At 29.7% G+C, this 16023-nt stretch carries 13 protein-coding genes; 8 read left to right on the top strand and 5 right to left on the bottom strand.

All coding sequences use genetic code 11. The features are described 5' to 3' along the window. Positions 1-67 precede the first annotated feature (67 nt). Together ACWW38_RS04030 and ACWW38_RS04035 are read left to right on the top strand one after the other, a co-directional pair. Complete coding sequence (locus ACWW38_RS04030; protein ID WP_456259525.1) at positions 68-1216, top strand: amidase domain-containing protein; 1149 nt, start codon at positions 68-70, stop codon at positions 1214-1216. A 233-nt stretch (positions 1217-1449) separates the two neighbouring features. Beyond that, entirely contained in the window at positions 1450-1734 is a 285-nt protein-coding gene (locus ACWW38_RS04035; RefSeq protein WP_456259526.1) for a hypothetical protein, read from the top strand. A gap of 126 nt (positions 1735-1860) precedes the next feature. Here the strand turns inward: ACWW38_RS04035 and ACWW38_RS04040 are convergent, their stop codons facing one another. Further along, entirely contained in the window at positions 1861-4041 is a 2181-nt protein-coding gene (locus ACWW38_RS04040; RefSeq protein ID WP_456259527.1) for an ATP-dependent helicase, read from the bottom strand. A gap of 221 nt (positions 4042-4262) precedes the next feature. On the opposite strand from ACWW38_RS04040, the gene ACWW38_RS04045 reads away from it, so the two are divergent. Further along, positions 4263-5735, top strand: coding sequence for a nicotinate phosphoribosyltransferase (locus tag ACWW38_RS04045; protein WP_456259528.1), 1473 nt, complete (start codon positions 4263-4265; stop codon positions 5733-5735). A gap of 110 nt (positions 5736-5845) precedes the next feature. Here ACWW38_RS04045 and ACWW38_RS04050 read toward each other — a convergent pair whose 3' ends face one another. Then, entirely contained in the window at positions 5846-6079 is a 234-nt protein-coding gene (locus tag ACWW38_RS04050; RefSeq protein WP_456259529.1) for a hypothetical protein, read from the bottom strand. 181 nt (positions 6080-6260) lie between these two features. Then, a complete protein-coding gene (locus ACWW38_RS04055) occupies positions 6261-6902 on the bottom strand; it encodes a lactate utilization protein (protein ID WP_456259530.1) in 642 nt (213 codons plus the stop codon). Between the two features lie 186 nt (positions 6903-7088). Between ACWW38_RS04055 and ACWW38_RS04060 the strand changes: the two genes are divergently transcribed. Beyond that, positions 7089-7445 (top strand): hypothetical protein, encoded by a 357-nt coding sequence (locus tag ACWW38_RS04060; RefSeq protein ID WP_456259531.1) that lies wholly within the window; start codon positions 7089-7091, stop codon positions 7443-7445. An 11-nt stretch (positions 7446-7456) separates the two neighbouring features. On the opposite strand, the gene ACWW38_RS04065 is transcribed toward ACWW38_RS04060, so the two are convergent. Beyond that, positions 7457-8707 (bottom strand): serine hydrolase, encoded by a 1251-nt coding sequence (locus ACWW38_RS04065; RefSeq protein ID WP_456259532.1) that lies wholly within the window; start codon positions 8705-8707, stop codon positions 7457-7459. A gap of 342 nt (positions 8708-9049) precedes the next feature. After that, complete coding sequence (locus tag ACWW38_RS04070) at positions 9050-9664, bottom strand: NUDIX hydrolase (RefSeq protein ID WP_456259533.1); 615 nt, start codon at positions 9662-9664, stop codon at positions 9050-9052. Between the two features lie 121 nt (positions 9665-9785). Between ACWW38_RS04070 and ACWW38_RS04075 the strand changes: the two genes are divergently transcribed. The 4 genes from ACWW38_RS04075 (at position 9786) to ACWW38_RS04090 (ending at position 15840) form a co-directional block, all read left to right on the top strand. Then, a complete protein-coding gene (locus ACWW38_RS04075) occupies positions 9786-11126 on the top strand; it encodes a D-alanyl-D-alanine carboxypeptidase family protein (RefSeq protein ID WP_456259534.1) in 1341 nt (446 codons plus the stop codon). Positions 11127-11438: 312 nt separating this feature from the next. Then, positions 11439-11726, top strand: coding sequence for an ArsR/SmtB family transcription factor (locus ACWW38_RS04080; protein WP_456259535.1), 288 nt, complete (start codon positions 11439-11441; stop codon positions 11724-11726). 57 nt (positions 11727-11783) lie between these two features. After that, positions 11784-14243, top strand: coding sequence for an FAD-dependent oxidoreductase (locus ACWW38_RS04085; protein ID WP_456259536.1), 2460 nt, complete (start codon positions 11784-11786; stop codon positions 14241-14243). A gap of 241 nt (positions 14244-14484) precedes the next feature. Continuing rightward, positions 14485-15840 carry an FAD-dependent oxidoreductase gene (locus ACWW38_RS04090; protein WP_456259537.1) on the top strand — a complete coding sequence of 452 codons (1356 nt, stop codon included), beginning with the start codon at positions 14485-14487 and terminating at the stop codon, positions 15838-15840. Positions 15841-16023: the final 183 nt, after the last annotated feature.

Genomic DNA, 16023 nt, shown 5'->3' on the forward strand with positions numbered 1-16023 from the left:
ATATTTTGTATATATGATAATATTTTGTTATTAACTTAATTTATATTATTTTTAAGGGGGTTTTTATGTGTTAAAACTAAAAAAATTTATATGTGGTCTATTAATTGGTTCCACGACTCTTACATTTAATCTTTTAGGCAGTAGTAGCATAGCATCAGCTGTCCAAACAAATAATTTATCTAAAAATCCATATGTCCAAGCTTACTTGAATGAAAAAATTAGCAAGTTAGAATCAACAGATTCGCTAGATAAATCAAAAGAATATCTAGTTGATCCAGAAGTAGAGGAAAAGATAATAATAGCTGGTTTAGAAGAATACTACAACGAAGACATGAAGGTAGCTAAAATTCTGAAGAATTATATCAAAAATGATGAATTAGATAAAAACACTTTAGCTACTGAAGCAGATGGCAAAATAGCTACGATGAAAAACATAATAGAAATATATTCTAATGTAAAAGATAAAGAAGATCAAGAAACCTTAAAAGGTTATCTAAAAAGATATGCAAGAAACTCAAAAGATCCCGCTTCAATATCATTTCTTAATAGTATCACTCCTCAAGTTAAAGTGAATATAAATGATAAAGAAGAAAAAGAAAAAAATGGTATAGTATCAGAAGATAGTATAAATACAGCTACTCTAAATGCTGCTAGTTATACAGGTACATACAATGGAAGTGGTGCAGCTGATTGGGCTTATAATAATTATAATTCCTATAATTCAGGATTTCCGGCATTTGATCTGTGGCAAAGTGATTGTGCTAACTTTGTATCACAAGCTATGTATCTTGGTGGGGGTATGCCAATGCAGGAAAATTGGTACTGCTATAAGAAAAATTCAACATATCTACATCCATTAAGTTCTGATCAGTTAAATTATAGTTGGACACTAACTGATCCAAGTCCATGGATTAGTGCTGTACAATTTACATCATTCTGGGACACAAGAGGTAGTGTGCTTCAGTATACAACTAGTGATTATGCTGCAAACCATTCTACAATATATAATAAGACAATTTATCGTGGAGATGCAGTTGTATTTCGTAAGGCAGTAGTTGGCTCTATAATTACAATGCCAACGCATATTATGATTATATCGCAGTATGATTCGGTAAATAAGGACTTTCTATTGGCAGGGCATTCAACTATTCGACAAAAGTATCCAGCACTTTCTGCAATCTCAGGTTATGTTAACATAGAATTTATACATTTCTAACATATAAAAAATAGTAGTATATGAAAGTTAATATATACTACTATTTTTAGTTATATAATCTTTTGAAGCTTTCTTCGGCATAAGATACTGGAGTTTTTTATTCATCTAGGTCAATATAGAAATAATAAGTTTGTGTACTCGGTAAATGGATCGAGTAGAGTGTACTAATAGTTATATTGCATATAGTGAAAAATATATAAGTAAAAATTTTTCTAATGAGGATGGTGTCAAAAGTGAAGAAATCTAAACGTATAAGAATTATTGCAGTGATAATTCTAGCTTTATTAGAGTTTACAGGAGTTATACCTTATATTGTTGCAAGAACAACTGCTTCAATTTACGTAGCTAGAAATTACCCCAATAGCGACTTGAAATTTGATAGTGCAGAATATGCATATGGCTTTGGAGAGTATTCTGTAAGGTATAAAAGTAAACAAGGAAAAGATCTAGTATTATCGATATCCCCAGCAGACTTTCCAGTTATAATTACATATGATTCAATAAAAGGGCAATGTTAAGTGGCAAAAGTTACATTTTATGTACTTGCTTAGTCATTAACTGGAGGTTAGACTAGATATAATAATAGCATTCTATGATAACTATTATTTAGGCATGGAAGCCGAAGAGAGGCTCTCATGCCTTTATTACACAATTTTTTTAATTAATCCATTATTATATAGTACAGTAGGGTCAAAAGTTCTGTGCATACTATTTTCAAAATTTATTTCAATTCTATTATCATCCACAAATTCTATTCTGCCCTTTCCAAATGTGTTATGTATTATAAAGTCTCCTACATTATATTGGCTTTTTATAATTTCTTCTAATTTACACTCTTTAATAAATCTAGAAATAGTTTTAGACTTTCCACGTATCTCATTTGATACACCTAGCCATAGATTATCTATAGTTCTTGTAATTCCTACATAGAATAATCTTCTCTCTTCTTCTAAGTTTTTATCCACACTATTTATATGAGGTATAGTGTCTTCATTACAATTTATAATAAAGACATTCTTAAATTCCATTCCCTTTACTCCATGTATAGTGCTTAATATAACGCCATCATTACTGTCTTCACTTTTGTTTTTATTGATCTGTTCTTCTACCTCGTCTACATGGGCTAAAAAGGTTATTATAGTGTTATACCCTTCTGCTGAGTTTACAAATTCACCTACAATATCCTCCAGCTCTGACATATCCAATTTATATTTTAAACTGTATTCTTTTAAATAGTCATAATAACCTAAATCTTTTAATATAAAATTTATTGCCCCGGCTAAGGACATCTTATTTAAGTTTTGTATATCCCTTTTTAAATTATCTATATTTTTAAGTTGAAATATAGCTATATTATCAATCTCTTTTAATTTATCAAAGCAATCTTCTCTATGAGCATTTCTCTTAACCTTTTCAATATTTACTTTACTTATATATCTAAAGGGCTTATTTATTATTCTAGCAAAACATTCTTTGTCAGTTCTATCTATACTGAGCTTAAGATAGGCTAAAATATCCTTACATATAAAATGTTCAAAGAAGTTATACTCCTTATCTAACAACTTAAAAGGTACCTTTTTCCTAATGAAAGAATCTATTATACTTCTACTTTCAACATTTGTTCTATAGAGAATTGCATTATCTTCATAGCTATAGGTCTTAGATGCTATAAGCTTTATAATATTTAAAGCTATCTCTTCTGCTTGCTCTCTTTCGTTAAAATGACTTTTAGCATTTATCTTGGTTATATTGTGATTATATGCCTTCATATCTTTTTCATTTCTTATTTTATTATTTTTTATTAAATTATTTGATATTTCCACAACACTTTTAGGACATCTATAATTTGTAGATAGAAATATCTTTTTACCATCCTTAAAATGTTTTTCAAAATTTACAATGCATTCCGGCTTAGAACCTCTAAATCCATAGATGCACTGATCCTCATCTCCTACAGAAAATACTGAGTTTTTATCATTTAGAAGCTTTAGTATTTCTACCTGCATAGAATCACAATCTTGAAATTCATCTACTAATATATATTTAAACAGCCTTTTATATCCATCTAATAATTCTTTATTTCTTAAAAATAATTCTTTGCATCTAATTTGCAAATCATCAAAATCCAGCAAATTATTTGTATTTTTATAGTCTTCATACACTCTATAACATTCTATAAAAATTTCTTTATCTATATCTGGTGAAAAATCCTCCATATTCATTTCACTAGTTTTATAGGAGGATATACTATTTAATATTTCTTTTACCTTTTCTTCATTTACTTCATCTAAATAAGTAGTTAGTACACCTTTAATTAATCTATAAGCATTTGAAGTATTTATAATATCTATTTTTTTATATTTTCTACTTAAAATCTTATAAAACAATCCATGAAATGTGCCAAAAAACGGAGCACTTTTTGATTTATTCAATGTTTTATATCTCTTTTTCATATTTAAGGCAGCAGCTCTAGTAAAAGTTATCACCACTATATTTTCTGGTTTTTCAGACTTTCTACCTAATAAATAATTAAGTCTATTTTCATCTAATTCATTATTATTCAAGTATTTTTTTAATAAGAGTATATCTTCATTATTTATACTTTCTGGATAATATTCAGATCTATATGTTAATCCGAATGTAACCAAGTAATCTATTCTATTTATAAGAGTTGTAGTTTTTCCTGCCCCTGGACAAGCAATAATAGCTAAATTTTTATCATTGCTTAAAACAGCACTTCTTTGTTGGTCATTTAATTTTCTATATCTATTTTCAATTATTTTATCTCTTAGCACATAAAATTCTCTAATTAAATTTTTATTCATTTTTACACCTGCTCTTTAAATCATAATAAAAAAGTATATCATATAGAATTATAGACTTTTTCAGCTATAATAATCAAATTTTAATATTTACATATAATAGTCTTATCTTGTTAAATTCTAAAAATTGTTGTAATAATTTTAATAAGGGATTAAAATAAAACTATCTATGCACATGTGAAACGACTGTAAATGACACAATTTAATAGTTAGAGGGGAAATCAATGGATAATAATTTATTTAATATTAAAAACGGAAGAAACCTTACCATGTTAGTAGATTTTTATGAATTAACTATGGGAAATGGCTATTTAGATCAAAATGTTGGAGAAAAAATTGCTTATTTTGATATGTTCTTTAGAAGAATTCCAGACGGCGGCGGATATTGCATAATGTCTGGTGTTGAACAATTAATGGAATACTTATCAAATTTAAAATTTACTGATGAAGATATTGATTATCTAAAAAGTAAAAACTGTTTTTCAGATAAATTTATTGATTATCTAAAGAACTTTAAGTTTTCCTGTGATGTATGGGCAATACCTGAAGGAAATCCTGTTTTTCCTAGTGAACCTTTAGTGACTGTAAGAGGGCCAATAATACAGGCGCAATTTGTAGAAACAATGATTCTTTTAACAATAAATCATCAAACACTAATTGCTACAAAAGCAAACAGAATTTGTAGAGCTGCAGAAGATAGACCTGTCATGGAATTTGGTTCTCGTCGTGCTCAAGGTTACGATGGTGCCATTTACGGAGCAAGATCAGCAATAATTGGAGGATGTAGTGCTACAGCTTGTACTATAGCTGAACAAATGTTTAAAGTTCCAGCCTCAGGTACAATGGCACATAGCTGGGTTCAGTTATTTCCTACTGAATACAAAGCTTTTAAGGCTTGGGCTGAAACTTATCCTGATAGTTGTTTACTTTTAATAGATACATATAACGTATTAAAATCAGGATTACCTAATGCTATAAAAGTTTTCGATGAAGTTTTAAAACCTAAAGGTTATAGACCTAAGGGAATAAGGATAGATAGTGGTGATATTACTTATTTAACTAAGAAATGTAGACAAATCTTAGACGAAGCTGGATATCCAGATGTTAAAATAGTAGTATCCAACTCATTAGATGAACATATAATTACAGACGTGTTAAGCCAAGGAGCAAAAATTGATAGCTTTGGTGTAGGTGAAAGACTTATAACTGCAAGATCTGAACCTGTATTTGGCGGCGTGTATAAACTAGCAGCTATTGAAGAAAACGGAGAAATTATACCAAAAATAAAAATAAGCGAAAATGAAGAAAAAATCACAAATCCTGGATTTAAAAAGATATATAGATTATTTGATAAATGTTCAGATAAAGCTATAGCTGATTTAATATGCCTTCATGATGAAATAATAGATGATAGTAAGCCTCTTGAAATATTTGACCCTATTCATACTTGGAAAAAGAAAAAATTAAATAACTATTATGCTAAAGAATTAATGGTACAAATATTTGATAAAGGCGAACCTTGCTATAAAACTCCAAGCGTAAAACATATTCAGGACTATGTTAAGCAAGAAACTAGTAAACTTTGGGATGAGGTTTTGAGATTTGAAAATCCTCATACATATTATGTAGACCTTTCTAAAAACCTTTGGAATCTAAAACATGACTTACTTAACAGATACTCAGATATATATGAATAGAATAGTATAAAATTAAGAGGTTGTCTTGAAATGAACTTTTATAAACTCATTTCAAGACAACCTCTTTGTTAACTTAAAGGAAGTGTAACCAACTAAACTATGTCTATTATTTAAGCTTGAAGAATTTTTAGGTACTTATTGTTTTCATACAGTTCTTCTAACAATGTTATGCTATCATTTTCTATTAAATCGTATTCATAAAACATACTTGAATTTAACATCTTGTCCTTAGTTACAGATTCAAAAGGACAAATCCCCTCATTTTCTTGACAATCATAGAATGGACATTCTCTAAAGCATATTACTTTATTACTATGAGTAGATAAAAATGTGCACCTAGACATATAATATACCTCCCGCAATGTTATCTCGTAAGTATATTATATACCACATACTACCAAATTTAAATACTTTTTTCTATTTTGTATATGAGATACTTATATTTTCAAAAAATAAACTTATAGACACATAAATACCTTAGTAAATTATATGCCTATAAAACTATATACCTACTATTATATTATCTTAAAACCCTAAACTTTCTCCAACTATAATAACTGTTATATCTGCATTCATTGGCATTTTCTTTAAAACTGAATAAGCTCTACAAATTCTGTCTTCTGATTTACAATCCATACATATGCCAGTTGCAGCACATGGTGTAGATAGTCCTAATCTCTTAGTATTCATAGGCGCAGCTTCCATTTTTATTCTTTCAAAAGCAGCCTCTTCATCTTTACATATTTTGTTGGTTCCAACAACAACTATTACTTTTTTAGGCCCAAAAGTCATGGCAGCTACCCTATTTCCTGCTCCATCTACATTTACTAGTTCTCCATTTAACGTAATAGCATTACTACTGCACAAAAATAAATCACTTATTAGCTGTTCTCTTTTCACTTGCATTTTTTCTTCTGGAGAGAGTTCAGGTGCAGCATGATCTAATATTTTAGATCCCATTTGTTTTATTTTGTCTTGGATATTTAGTTCTTTTATAGTTGCTGAACCTCCAAAGCCTACGCTATCTCCACTTTTTACATTCTTTAAAATATAATCAGCTGCTTCTTCTTTGCTTGTCATATATATTGCGTCAAAACAATTCTTTCTTAATGCCTCTACTACCTTTTTACCAATAATCTCATTATGCCAATTATGTATTTTGTCCATTTTTACCCCTCCTCAGTTATTAATAGTAGTCTTTTTTACTCCTATACAATATATTAGACTTTATAAAAATTTTTATCAAGTTACTGTTTTTTCAACTTTAGCTAAAAAGGATTAAATCTGATAAAAGGCATAGCTACAAATTTTTGAGAGATACTAATATTAAAAATTTATAAGAGGTGTTGCATTATGTATTTTACAAGTAGTTCTCTATCTTATGTATTTTTAGGTATGGCCTTAATTGCAGCTGCATTTTTTTTATACTTTAAATCTTTAGTTATAAAAACCAGTTCTGAAGGTGAATCCAGAGATAAGATAATTGGAAAAATGAAAAATCCAGAAGAATGGCGTTTTAGAAATTCAAATATGGCAAACTTATCGGGAGTTTGGACTATAATCTCATTGATAGTATTTGTTTATCTAAAGTTTTTTTATGCTAGAGGCTTAGTAAATATGATTTACTTTTTTATATATGTAGCTGTAGAAGTAATCTCCATAATAGCAGTTGGCTCTCGTAGTAAAAAAATTGAAAAAGCTAATCCTTAACTGGGTTAGCTTTATATATTTCTCCCATTAGCCTCATATTCATATATTACTTTTCCCAGATTTGATAAAAAAGGAATTCCTATATTATTATACTCATACTTATTGTCGTTAAAAATCTCATTACTATTTGTATAAATTACACTGGTTAACATGAATTCAATCCCTTTAGTTTTATCAATTATGTATGCATTATCTATCAAATAGCCATATGCACATCCGCTTTTATTATATATTTTAATATTATCTGGAATAGCACCATTGCTATCCCCAAACATAAAATATTTAACATGGCTATCTTTAAAATTACATTTAGGATTATCACATTCTCTAGGAAGCATAGACATATACCTCCTTAAAAACTTATAATCTTCTTCTTTAAGATTGAATCTTTCATCTTCTGGTATGGATTCTGGAAATATTATAGATTTTATTATCCCTTGGAGGCATTCTATTGAAAAATAATTACTTTTTGAAAAATCCTTAGGAGATTTTATAAATGTCTTTCCATTGTAATACCCTTTGCCTTTAGTTAATGTCTTTAGATTATTTGAATAGTTTTTTGAATTATAGGCCACAGGTTGTTGATAAATTGTATCCTTATTTCTGTAAAAGGTAAATGAATTGGTATACCTGTTCTCTTCATCATTCATTATATTTTCTAATCTATGAAGTATTAAAGTATCCTTATATCCCTTTTTCCATAAAGTTTCATTATAATATTCCTGTCCTAGAAATTCATATAATCTGTCAAAACCTTCATTGTCACTGATTACTAGAACCTTCTTTATATAGTTAGCAATAGAAGGACAACTATTACTAGAGCTAAAATCATACTTTACTTGGGTTTGTGAACTCCGTTCTTTTCCTATTTTTAATGGTGTATATTTATTTATATTTAAGTTATTTAATTTTTCTAAAGCTAAAGCACAAGCTGACAATTTAACTGAACTGGCAGGATAAAAATATTTATCCTTATCCACATTGTATCTAAAGGTATTAAATTTAATTCCATCACTTTTATCTCTATCAATTTGAGTATACATTATCTGAACTTCATACTTATCTGAATTATTTAATATCTCTCCAAATAAATCGCTTTTGCTCCTCAAAATTCTCTCAATTAAATTATCATCTACACTAGAGATATTCTCTTGTAAACAAATTGCTTTTGGGCAAATGTCTGTATATAAACTATTTAATATTATTGAAAAAGTACATATTAACAGAACCTTCGAGGCTATTTTTAAAATATTATTTCTCATAAAAACGCTCCTTGTTTAGTTAGCTTTATCCATTAAATTCTGTTACTATATAATGTACCCTTACATTAACTTTTTATCCGATGACTACCCGCTCTAATACTCCCATCGCACTCTGTGAAAGCGATTCGCACCAAATCAAAGATTTGGACTCTCTGCTTTTATTCAAAGCGGGAGTAAAGAGCGGCTACGTCCCTGGATAACGATTTCCCCTAAAGGATAACGACTTCTAAGGAGTGAAACTCCTAAGAATTCTGTTAATAAGCTTCAGTGGGAGTAAAAACTCCCTCTGAAGCTTAGAAATCTGTTTATGAACTTATCTATGTTTAAATTTAATCTTTATCTTTATAAGAAAAACCCTTCTCCCTTTATTATGTCTATAAAACTTTTTATAACTTGGGCAGTAAATCCCCAGATTACATAATCATTATATATGTAGAAATACTGATCATATTTTCTAGTGCTAAATTTGTAGTTCTTTCCACCATATATAAGATGATATGGATAATCTTCTTTAAAATATGGTTTTAACTCCACTTCATGCATAATTGGTTCGTTCTCTAAAAAAAATTTCAATGGTACTTTAAAAACATGATCCACTTCATCTTTATTTGGAGTAATAGTCTGCGCTTTAATTTTTCCCACAAATGGAAATATAATTGTACTATATGGACTTATAAAATAATCCATATTACCTAAAAATTCTATGTCCTCTCCTATAACATTTAATTCTTCCTCTGTCTCTCTTATAGCTGCATCTCTAGGTCTTTCCCCTTCCTCTATAGCCCCTCCTGGTAGTGATATATCACCTGGCTGCTTTCTTAAAGTTAAAGCTCTTTTTTCAAATAATATATATAATTCATTATCTTCTTCTAATAGTAAAATCATTACTGCACTAGTATTAAATCTTCCAATAGGTTTAGCTTTCCTATTGTGAAATATTTTCTTAATTTGCTCCATTTTATGCGCCTCCTAAATTCGTATACACTTCTTTTTCCTGTTGTTATAACTATATTAAAATGTTATACTAAAATCGTATTTAAATCTAGAATCAAAATTTTAAAATTGGGAGAGATGAATCTTGAGACGTAAATTTTCAACTTTAATTCTAACACTATTTTTCTTATTTTCATTTTCTACCACAGTTCTTGCTGCAAATGCAGACCTACCAAGAATTTATGGTAAATCAGCTATAGTACTTGATGCTGCTACTGGAGAAATTATATACGCTAAAGATGCAGATGTATCTCCAATGTATCCAGCAAGCACTACAAAACTTTTAACTGCACTACTACTTGCTGAGAATAGGCAACCAAAAGATGTACTTACATATACACAAAATGCTTCTAGTCAGCCTGAATATTCACTATACAATCTTGTAGGTCGCAATAAAATACGTGTTAATGACACAATGACTGCTGAAGATGTAATGAAAGCTCTTCTTCTATATTCAGCAAATGATTCAGCTTCTATGATAGCAGATAACTTAGGTGGAAGTCCTGCAGGATTTGCTAATATGATGAATGATAGAATAAAAAAGTTAGGATTAAAACATACTCACTTTGTAACACCTAACGGGTTAGATACTAATATTGATAATCATTACACTTCTGCTTATGATTTAAGTGTAATTGCAAGAGAAGCATACAAAAACCCTTGGGTTAAAAAAGTTATGGCAACTAAAAAAGATAAAATAGAAATTTCAAATGGCACTATAGCTTATGTGGAAAATAGGAATAAGCTGCTTGGTGAAAAAATCGATACTGCTTTTGCTAATAAAATAGGTATTGACCTTAACCAAGTGCCTGCTTCAAATGCTGTTGCCGTAGGAGGAAAAACTGGATATACTTCAAAGGCTGGAAGATGTCTTGTTACAGTTTTCCAAAAAGACGGAAGAGATTTAATCGGAGTTGTAATGAAATCTGCTTATGATGCTAATGATACTTATGTATTCAATGACATGGCAAAAATAATAAACTGGAGTTATGCAGCTAAACCAGCAGCACTATACAAAGCTAATACTGAATTAAAAACTCTTACACTTAAATATAAGCCACTGAAATTCTTCGGGCCTGAAAAAGAAATTAAAGTTCCTGTAACCTTAAAAGAGGATGCTCTATACTATGACAATGAAATTAATAAAGCAGAAACAAAAACTGAATTCCAACTTTCTAATGATGTAAAGGCAAGCAAGTTGAGTACAGATAAAAGTATAGGTAAACTAGTTCTAAAGGAAAGAGAAACAACAAAAACTTACGATTTATATCCTACAGTCTCCTCTAAGGATGTTGTAAAAGGAAATGCTCTTCTTTATGCTGGTGTTATAGTGGGAGTTTTAGTAGTAATATTCCTAATAATTGGCATAATTAGTTTAATTTCAAGAAGTGCAAGACGTGGTAAAAGAAGTAGAAGAAGATTCTAAATAAATGCGAATTTTGAAATTCACATAAGAATAAGTAAAAAATAATTTAACGAATTTTAAATTTTTATAATAAAAAATAAACTCTACAGAACATTCTGTAGAGTTTATTTTTTATTTAATAGTAAATCATATTAATAAATAGCTATGCTTTAAGAGATTGTTAATTTCTTATTATAATGGAATCAACATTCATTTAAAACAGAGCCTAATAAATATTATTTTCTAAAAATTTTGTTTGACATTTGACAAACTATATTCATATATTGTAATATATAAATATAGTAATTAAACCACAGTTAAGAGGTGAACAACTTGGATAATAACTTTAAAAAATACGAAGACTCCGCTGAACTATTGAAAGCAATAGCTCATCCTGTTCGTATTTGCATAATAAGAGGGTTGCTTGATAAAGGTGGATGTAATGTTTCAACTATGCAAAGCTGCCTTGATATACCTCAGCCAACTGTTTCTCGTCATCTTCAAAAGTTAAAAAATCTTGGCATTATAGATGGTGAGAGAAATGGTCTTGAGATAAATTATAAAGTAACAAATAAAAAAGTAGTGGAGCTTATTCAGCTGCTGCTTAGAGAAGATGATTAATAATAAATTTAAAATTTAGATTATATAAAAAGTATTAATTCTATGGAGGGATTTTGCATGAGTAAAAAAGTTTTAATAGTTGGTGGAGTTGCTGGTGGTGCATCAGCTGCTGCAAGACTTAAAAGATTAGATGAAAATATAGAAGTTGTCATTTTTGAAAGAGGAAATTATATATCTTTCGCCAATTGCGGTCTTCCTTACTATATCGGAGGAACTATTCAAGAAAGAGAAAATTTATTAGTTACAACTCCAACTGATATGAAAGAAAAATTTAATATTGACGTTAGAATTAATAGTGAAGTTATTAAAATTGATGCTGATAAAAAAGAAGTTACTGTAAATAGTTCTGATAATGGAACATATGTAGAATCTTACGATGCATTAATTTTATCCCCTGGTGCAAAGGCAATTAAACCTCCTATTCCAGGAATAGATAATGAAAAAATATTTACTTTAAGAAATATGTATGACACTGATAAGATAAAAGAATTTGTAACTAAAAATAGTTTAGATTCTGCTGTTGTTATAGGTGGAGGTTTTATAGGTGTAGAAATGGCTGAAAACTTAAACCACTTAGGCTTAAAAGTTACATTAGTTGAAGCTGCACCTCATATTCTTGCGCCTTTTGATTCAGATATGGTAACAATTGCAGAAAAAGAACTTCAAGATAATAATATTCAATTAGTTTTAAATAATGGTGTTAAATCCTTCAATAATAATGGAAATAAATTAGATGTTCAGTTAAGCAGCGGTGAAAATATAAATACAGATATAGTTATTTTAGCTATAGGTGTAACCCCTGATGTAGCTTTTCTTAAGAACACTGGTCTAGAGTTTGGTCCAAAGGGTCACATAATAGTAGATGACCATTTACAAACTAACTTAAAGGATATATATGCTGTTGGAGATGCTGTTGAAGTAGTAGATTTTATAAACGGACAAAAAACTGCCATTCCTCTAGCTGGGCCTGCAAACAAACAAGGAAGAATTGCTGCTGATAACGTATGTGGCTTAGCTACAACTTACAAGGGGACTCAAGGCTCATCAATATTAAAAGTGTGCGACCTTACTTGTGCTGCTACTGGAAGTAATGAAAGAACTCTTCAAAGATTGAATATACCTTATGAAGCTATATATGTATTTCCTCAAAGCCATGCTTCATACTACCCTGGTGCAACACCTATAACACTAAAATTAATTTTCAATAAAGAGGGTAAAATTTTTGGTGCTCAGGCTATAGGTTATGTAGGAATAGATAAAAGAATCGATGATATTGCTACTGTAATAAGATTAGGTGGAAACATTGCAGATTTAACTGAGCTTGAACTATGTTATGCACCACCATATTCTTCTGCAAAGGATCCTGTTAATATGGCAGGCTATGTTGCTGAAAATATTATAAGTGGAAAATCAGAAGTTGTTCTTCCTAGAGAAATAGATTCTAGAAATAGAGAAAGTATTATTCTTCTAGATGTAAGAACAGATTTAGAACAAGAAACTGGTTCAATAGATGGTTCAGTTCATATTCCTCTACAACAACTAAGACAAAGATTAGGAGAGCTAGATAAAGCTAAAGAAATTTGGGCTTATTGTCAAGTTGGTCAAAGAGGATACTATGCTGAAAGACTTCTTAAACAGAATGGATTTAAAGTTAAAAATGTTACAGGAGGTTTTAAACTATATATGGCCTCTAAATTTACTCCTAAAAATTTAGGAAATGACAATAAAAAAAATACAACAATTGAAAATATAGACAATCCTAAAATTGACACTGGAATAGTTAAAAATTTAGATGCCTGCGGACTAAGCTGCCCTGGCCCACTAATGAGAGTTAAATCTGCTGTAGATGAATTAAATACTGGAGACACATTAAATGTTTCGGCTTCTGATCCAGGCTTTTATGAAGATATAAAATCTTGGTGCAGAACTACAAATAATGAATTAATTAGCGTAAGTAAAGATAAAGGGATTATAAAGGCAACCTTAAGAAAGAGCTGCAGTGAAGAGGCTGTTTCATCTGTTGTTGATCCTGTTTCAATTCCTACTAAAAATGGTCAAACTATGGTTGTTTTTAGTGGAGATTTAGATAAAGCTATTGCATCCTTCATTATAGCTAATGGTGCAGCTGCTATGGGTAAGAAGGTTACTATGTTCTTTACTTTCTGGGGAATAAACATTTTAAGAAAAAATCAAAATATATCAGTTAAAAAGACATTTATTGAAAAAATGTTTGGTAAAATGATGCCTCAAGGTTCAGAAAAACTAAAGCTTTCTCAAATGAACATGGCAGGAATTGGTCCTAAAATGATAAGAGGAATTATGAAAAATAAAAACGTAGAATCTCTTGAAACATTGATGAAATCAGCAATTGCTGGTGGAGTTGAAATAGTTGCTTGCCAAATGTCTATGGACCTTTTAGGCTTTAAACAAGAAGAATTAATAGATGGAGTAAAAATAGGTGGAGTTGGATATTACCTAGGAGAAGCAAATGATGCTGGAGTAAATTTATTTATATAGTATTCTATAATACAGTGTTATAAAATTTGGCATCTAATATGAGATTTTGTACAATCTAAGCTTGTTGTTTAAATACAGCAAGCTTTTTTCTTATATGTTACTTATTAATATAAATACTTATTTAATACTATTTTTCCATAAATCCTGTTTAATGATATAATAGATATATAATAAGTATAATATAAGAAATAGCAATTTCTCAAAGTTCCATTAATATTTATAATTTCAAGGAGGATGAGCAATGAGTAAAAAAGTTGTAATAGTTGGTGGATCTGCCGGTGGTGCTACTACTGCTAGCAGGCTTAGAAAACTTGATAGTGATGCAGAGATAATAATTTATGAGAAAGGACCTTATATATCCTACTCCAGCTGTGCTCTTCCATATTATATTGGAAATATAGTAGAAGATAGACGTAAAATTTTTGTAAGAACTCCTGAAGAAATGAAAAAAGCACATAATGTTACTGTTAAAATAAACAGTGAAGTAACCTCTATAGATCCTATTAATAGGACTATTACTGTTAGAGAAGATGATAAAACATATAAAGAAAACTATGATTATCTAGTTCTATCTCCAGGTGCTAAACCTTTTGTTCCACCTATTCCTGGTGTCAATAGCTCTAAAATATTTACTTTAAGAAATGTACCGGATGCAGATAAAATAAAAGAATACCTAAACAATTCATCTGTTAAATCCGTAACTATAGTTGGCGGAGGATACATTGGTGTAGAGGTTGCAGAAAACTTAAAAAACCTTGGCATTAGGGTAACTATGGTTGAGGCTTCTCCCCACATTCTTTCTCCTTTTGATACTGACATGGCTGAATTGATTGAAAGTGAACTTATAGATAATGGTATAAATTTGATTACAAATGACCCTGTAAAATCATTTAGTGATATTGATAATATAATTGAGTTATCTTTAGGCAGTGGAACAAAAATTCAAAGTGATATGATAATCCTTTCTATTGGAATTAAGCCTGATATAGATTTTCTAAATAGTTCTCCAATAGAACTTGGGCAACGTGGACACATTACAGTAAATCAAAAAATGCAAACTAATTTTGAGAACATATATGCTTTAGGAGATGCAGTAGAAACAGAAGACTATGTAAATGGCTATAAAACTAATATTGCCCTAGCAAGCCCTGCTGCAAGACAGTCTGATATTATAGCACATAATATAATGAATATTGATTACTTTTATAGAGGATCTCTTGGATCTGCTCTAATTAAGGTGTTTGATTTAACTTGTGGTTCCACAGGAAATAATGAAAAAACACTTCAAAAATATAATATACCTTATAAAGTAGCCTATGCTACTGCTAAGTCACATGCTGCAACTTATCCAGGAAGCGGCAGTATAAAAATAAAATTAATATTTGACTATGATGGAAAAATTTTAGGAGTTCAAGCTTTAGGATATGAAGGAGTGGATAAAAGAATTGATGTATTTGCAACTCTTATAAGCCTAGGAGGAACTGTATACGATGCAGCTAATCTTCAACTAGCCTATGCTCCCGCATACTCAACTCCTACAGACGCTGTAAATATTGCTGGCTTAAAAGCAGTCAATATGCTCTCTAATGATAAATAGTATCAGCAAATAATGTATTGGTAAGGCATCTTTGTACGTTATAAGTAATATATGCTTTAAATCATTTAATTTAAATTAATAAAATTTAAAAGGTATATAATTCAACAGGGAATTATATACCTTTTATTTTTAACACCTTATTTTGTAGTTAACACAAGATTTCATAGTGAAGGCCAAGAAAGT

The organism is Clostridium sp. JNZ J1-5, assembly GCF_053901425.1.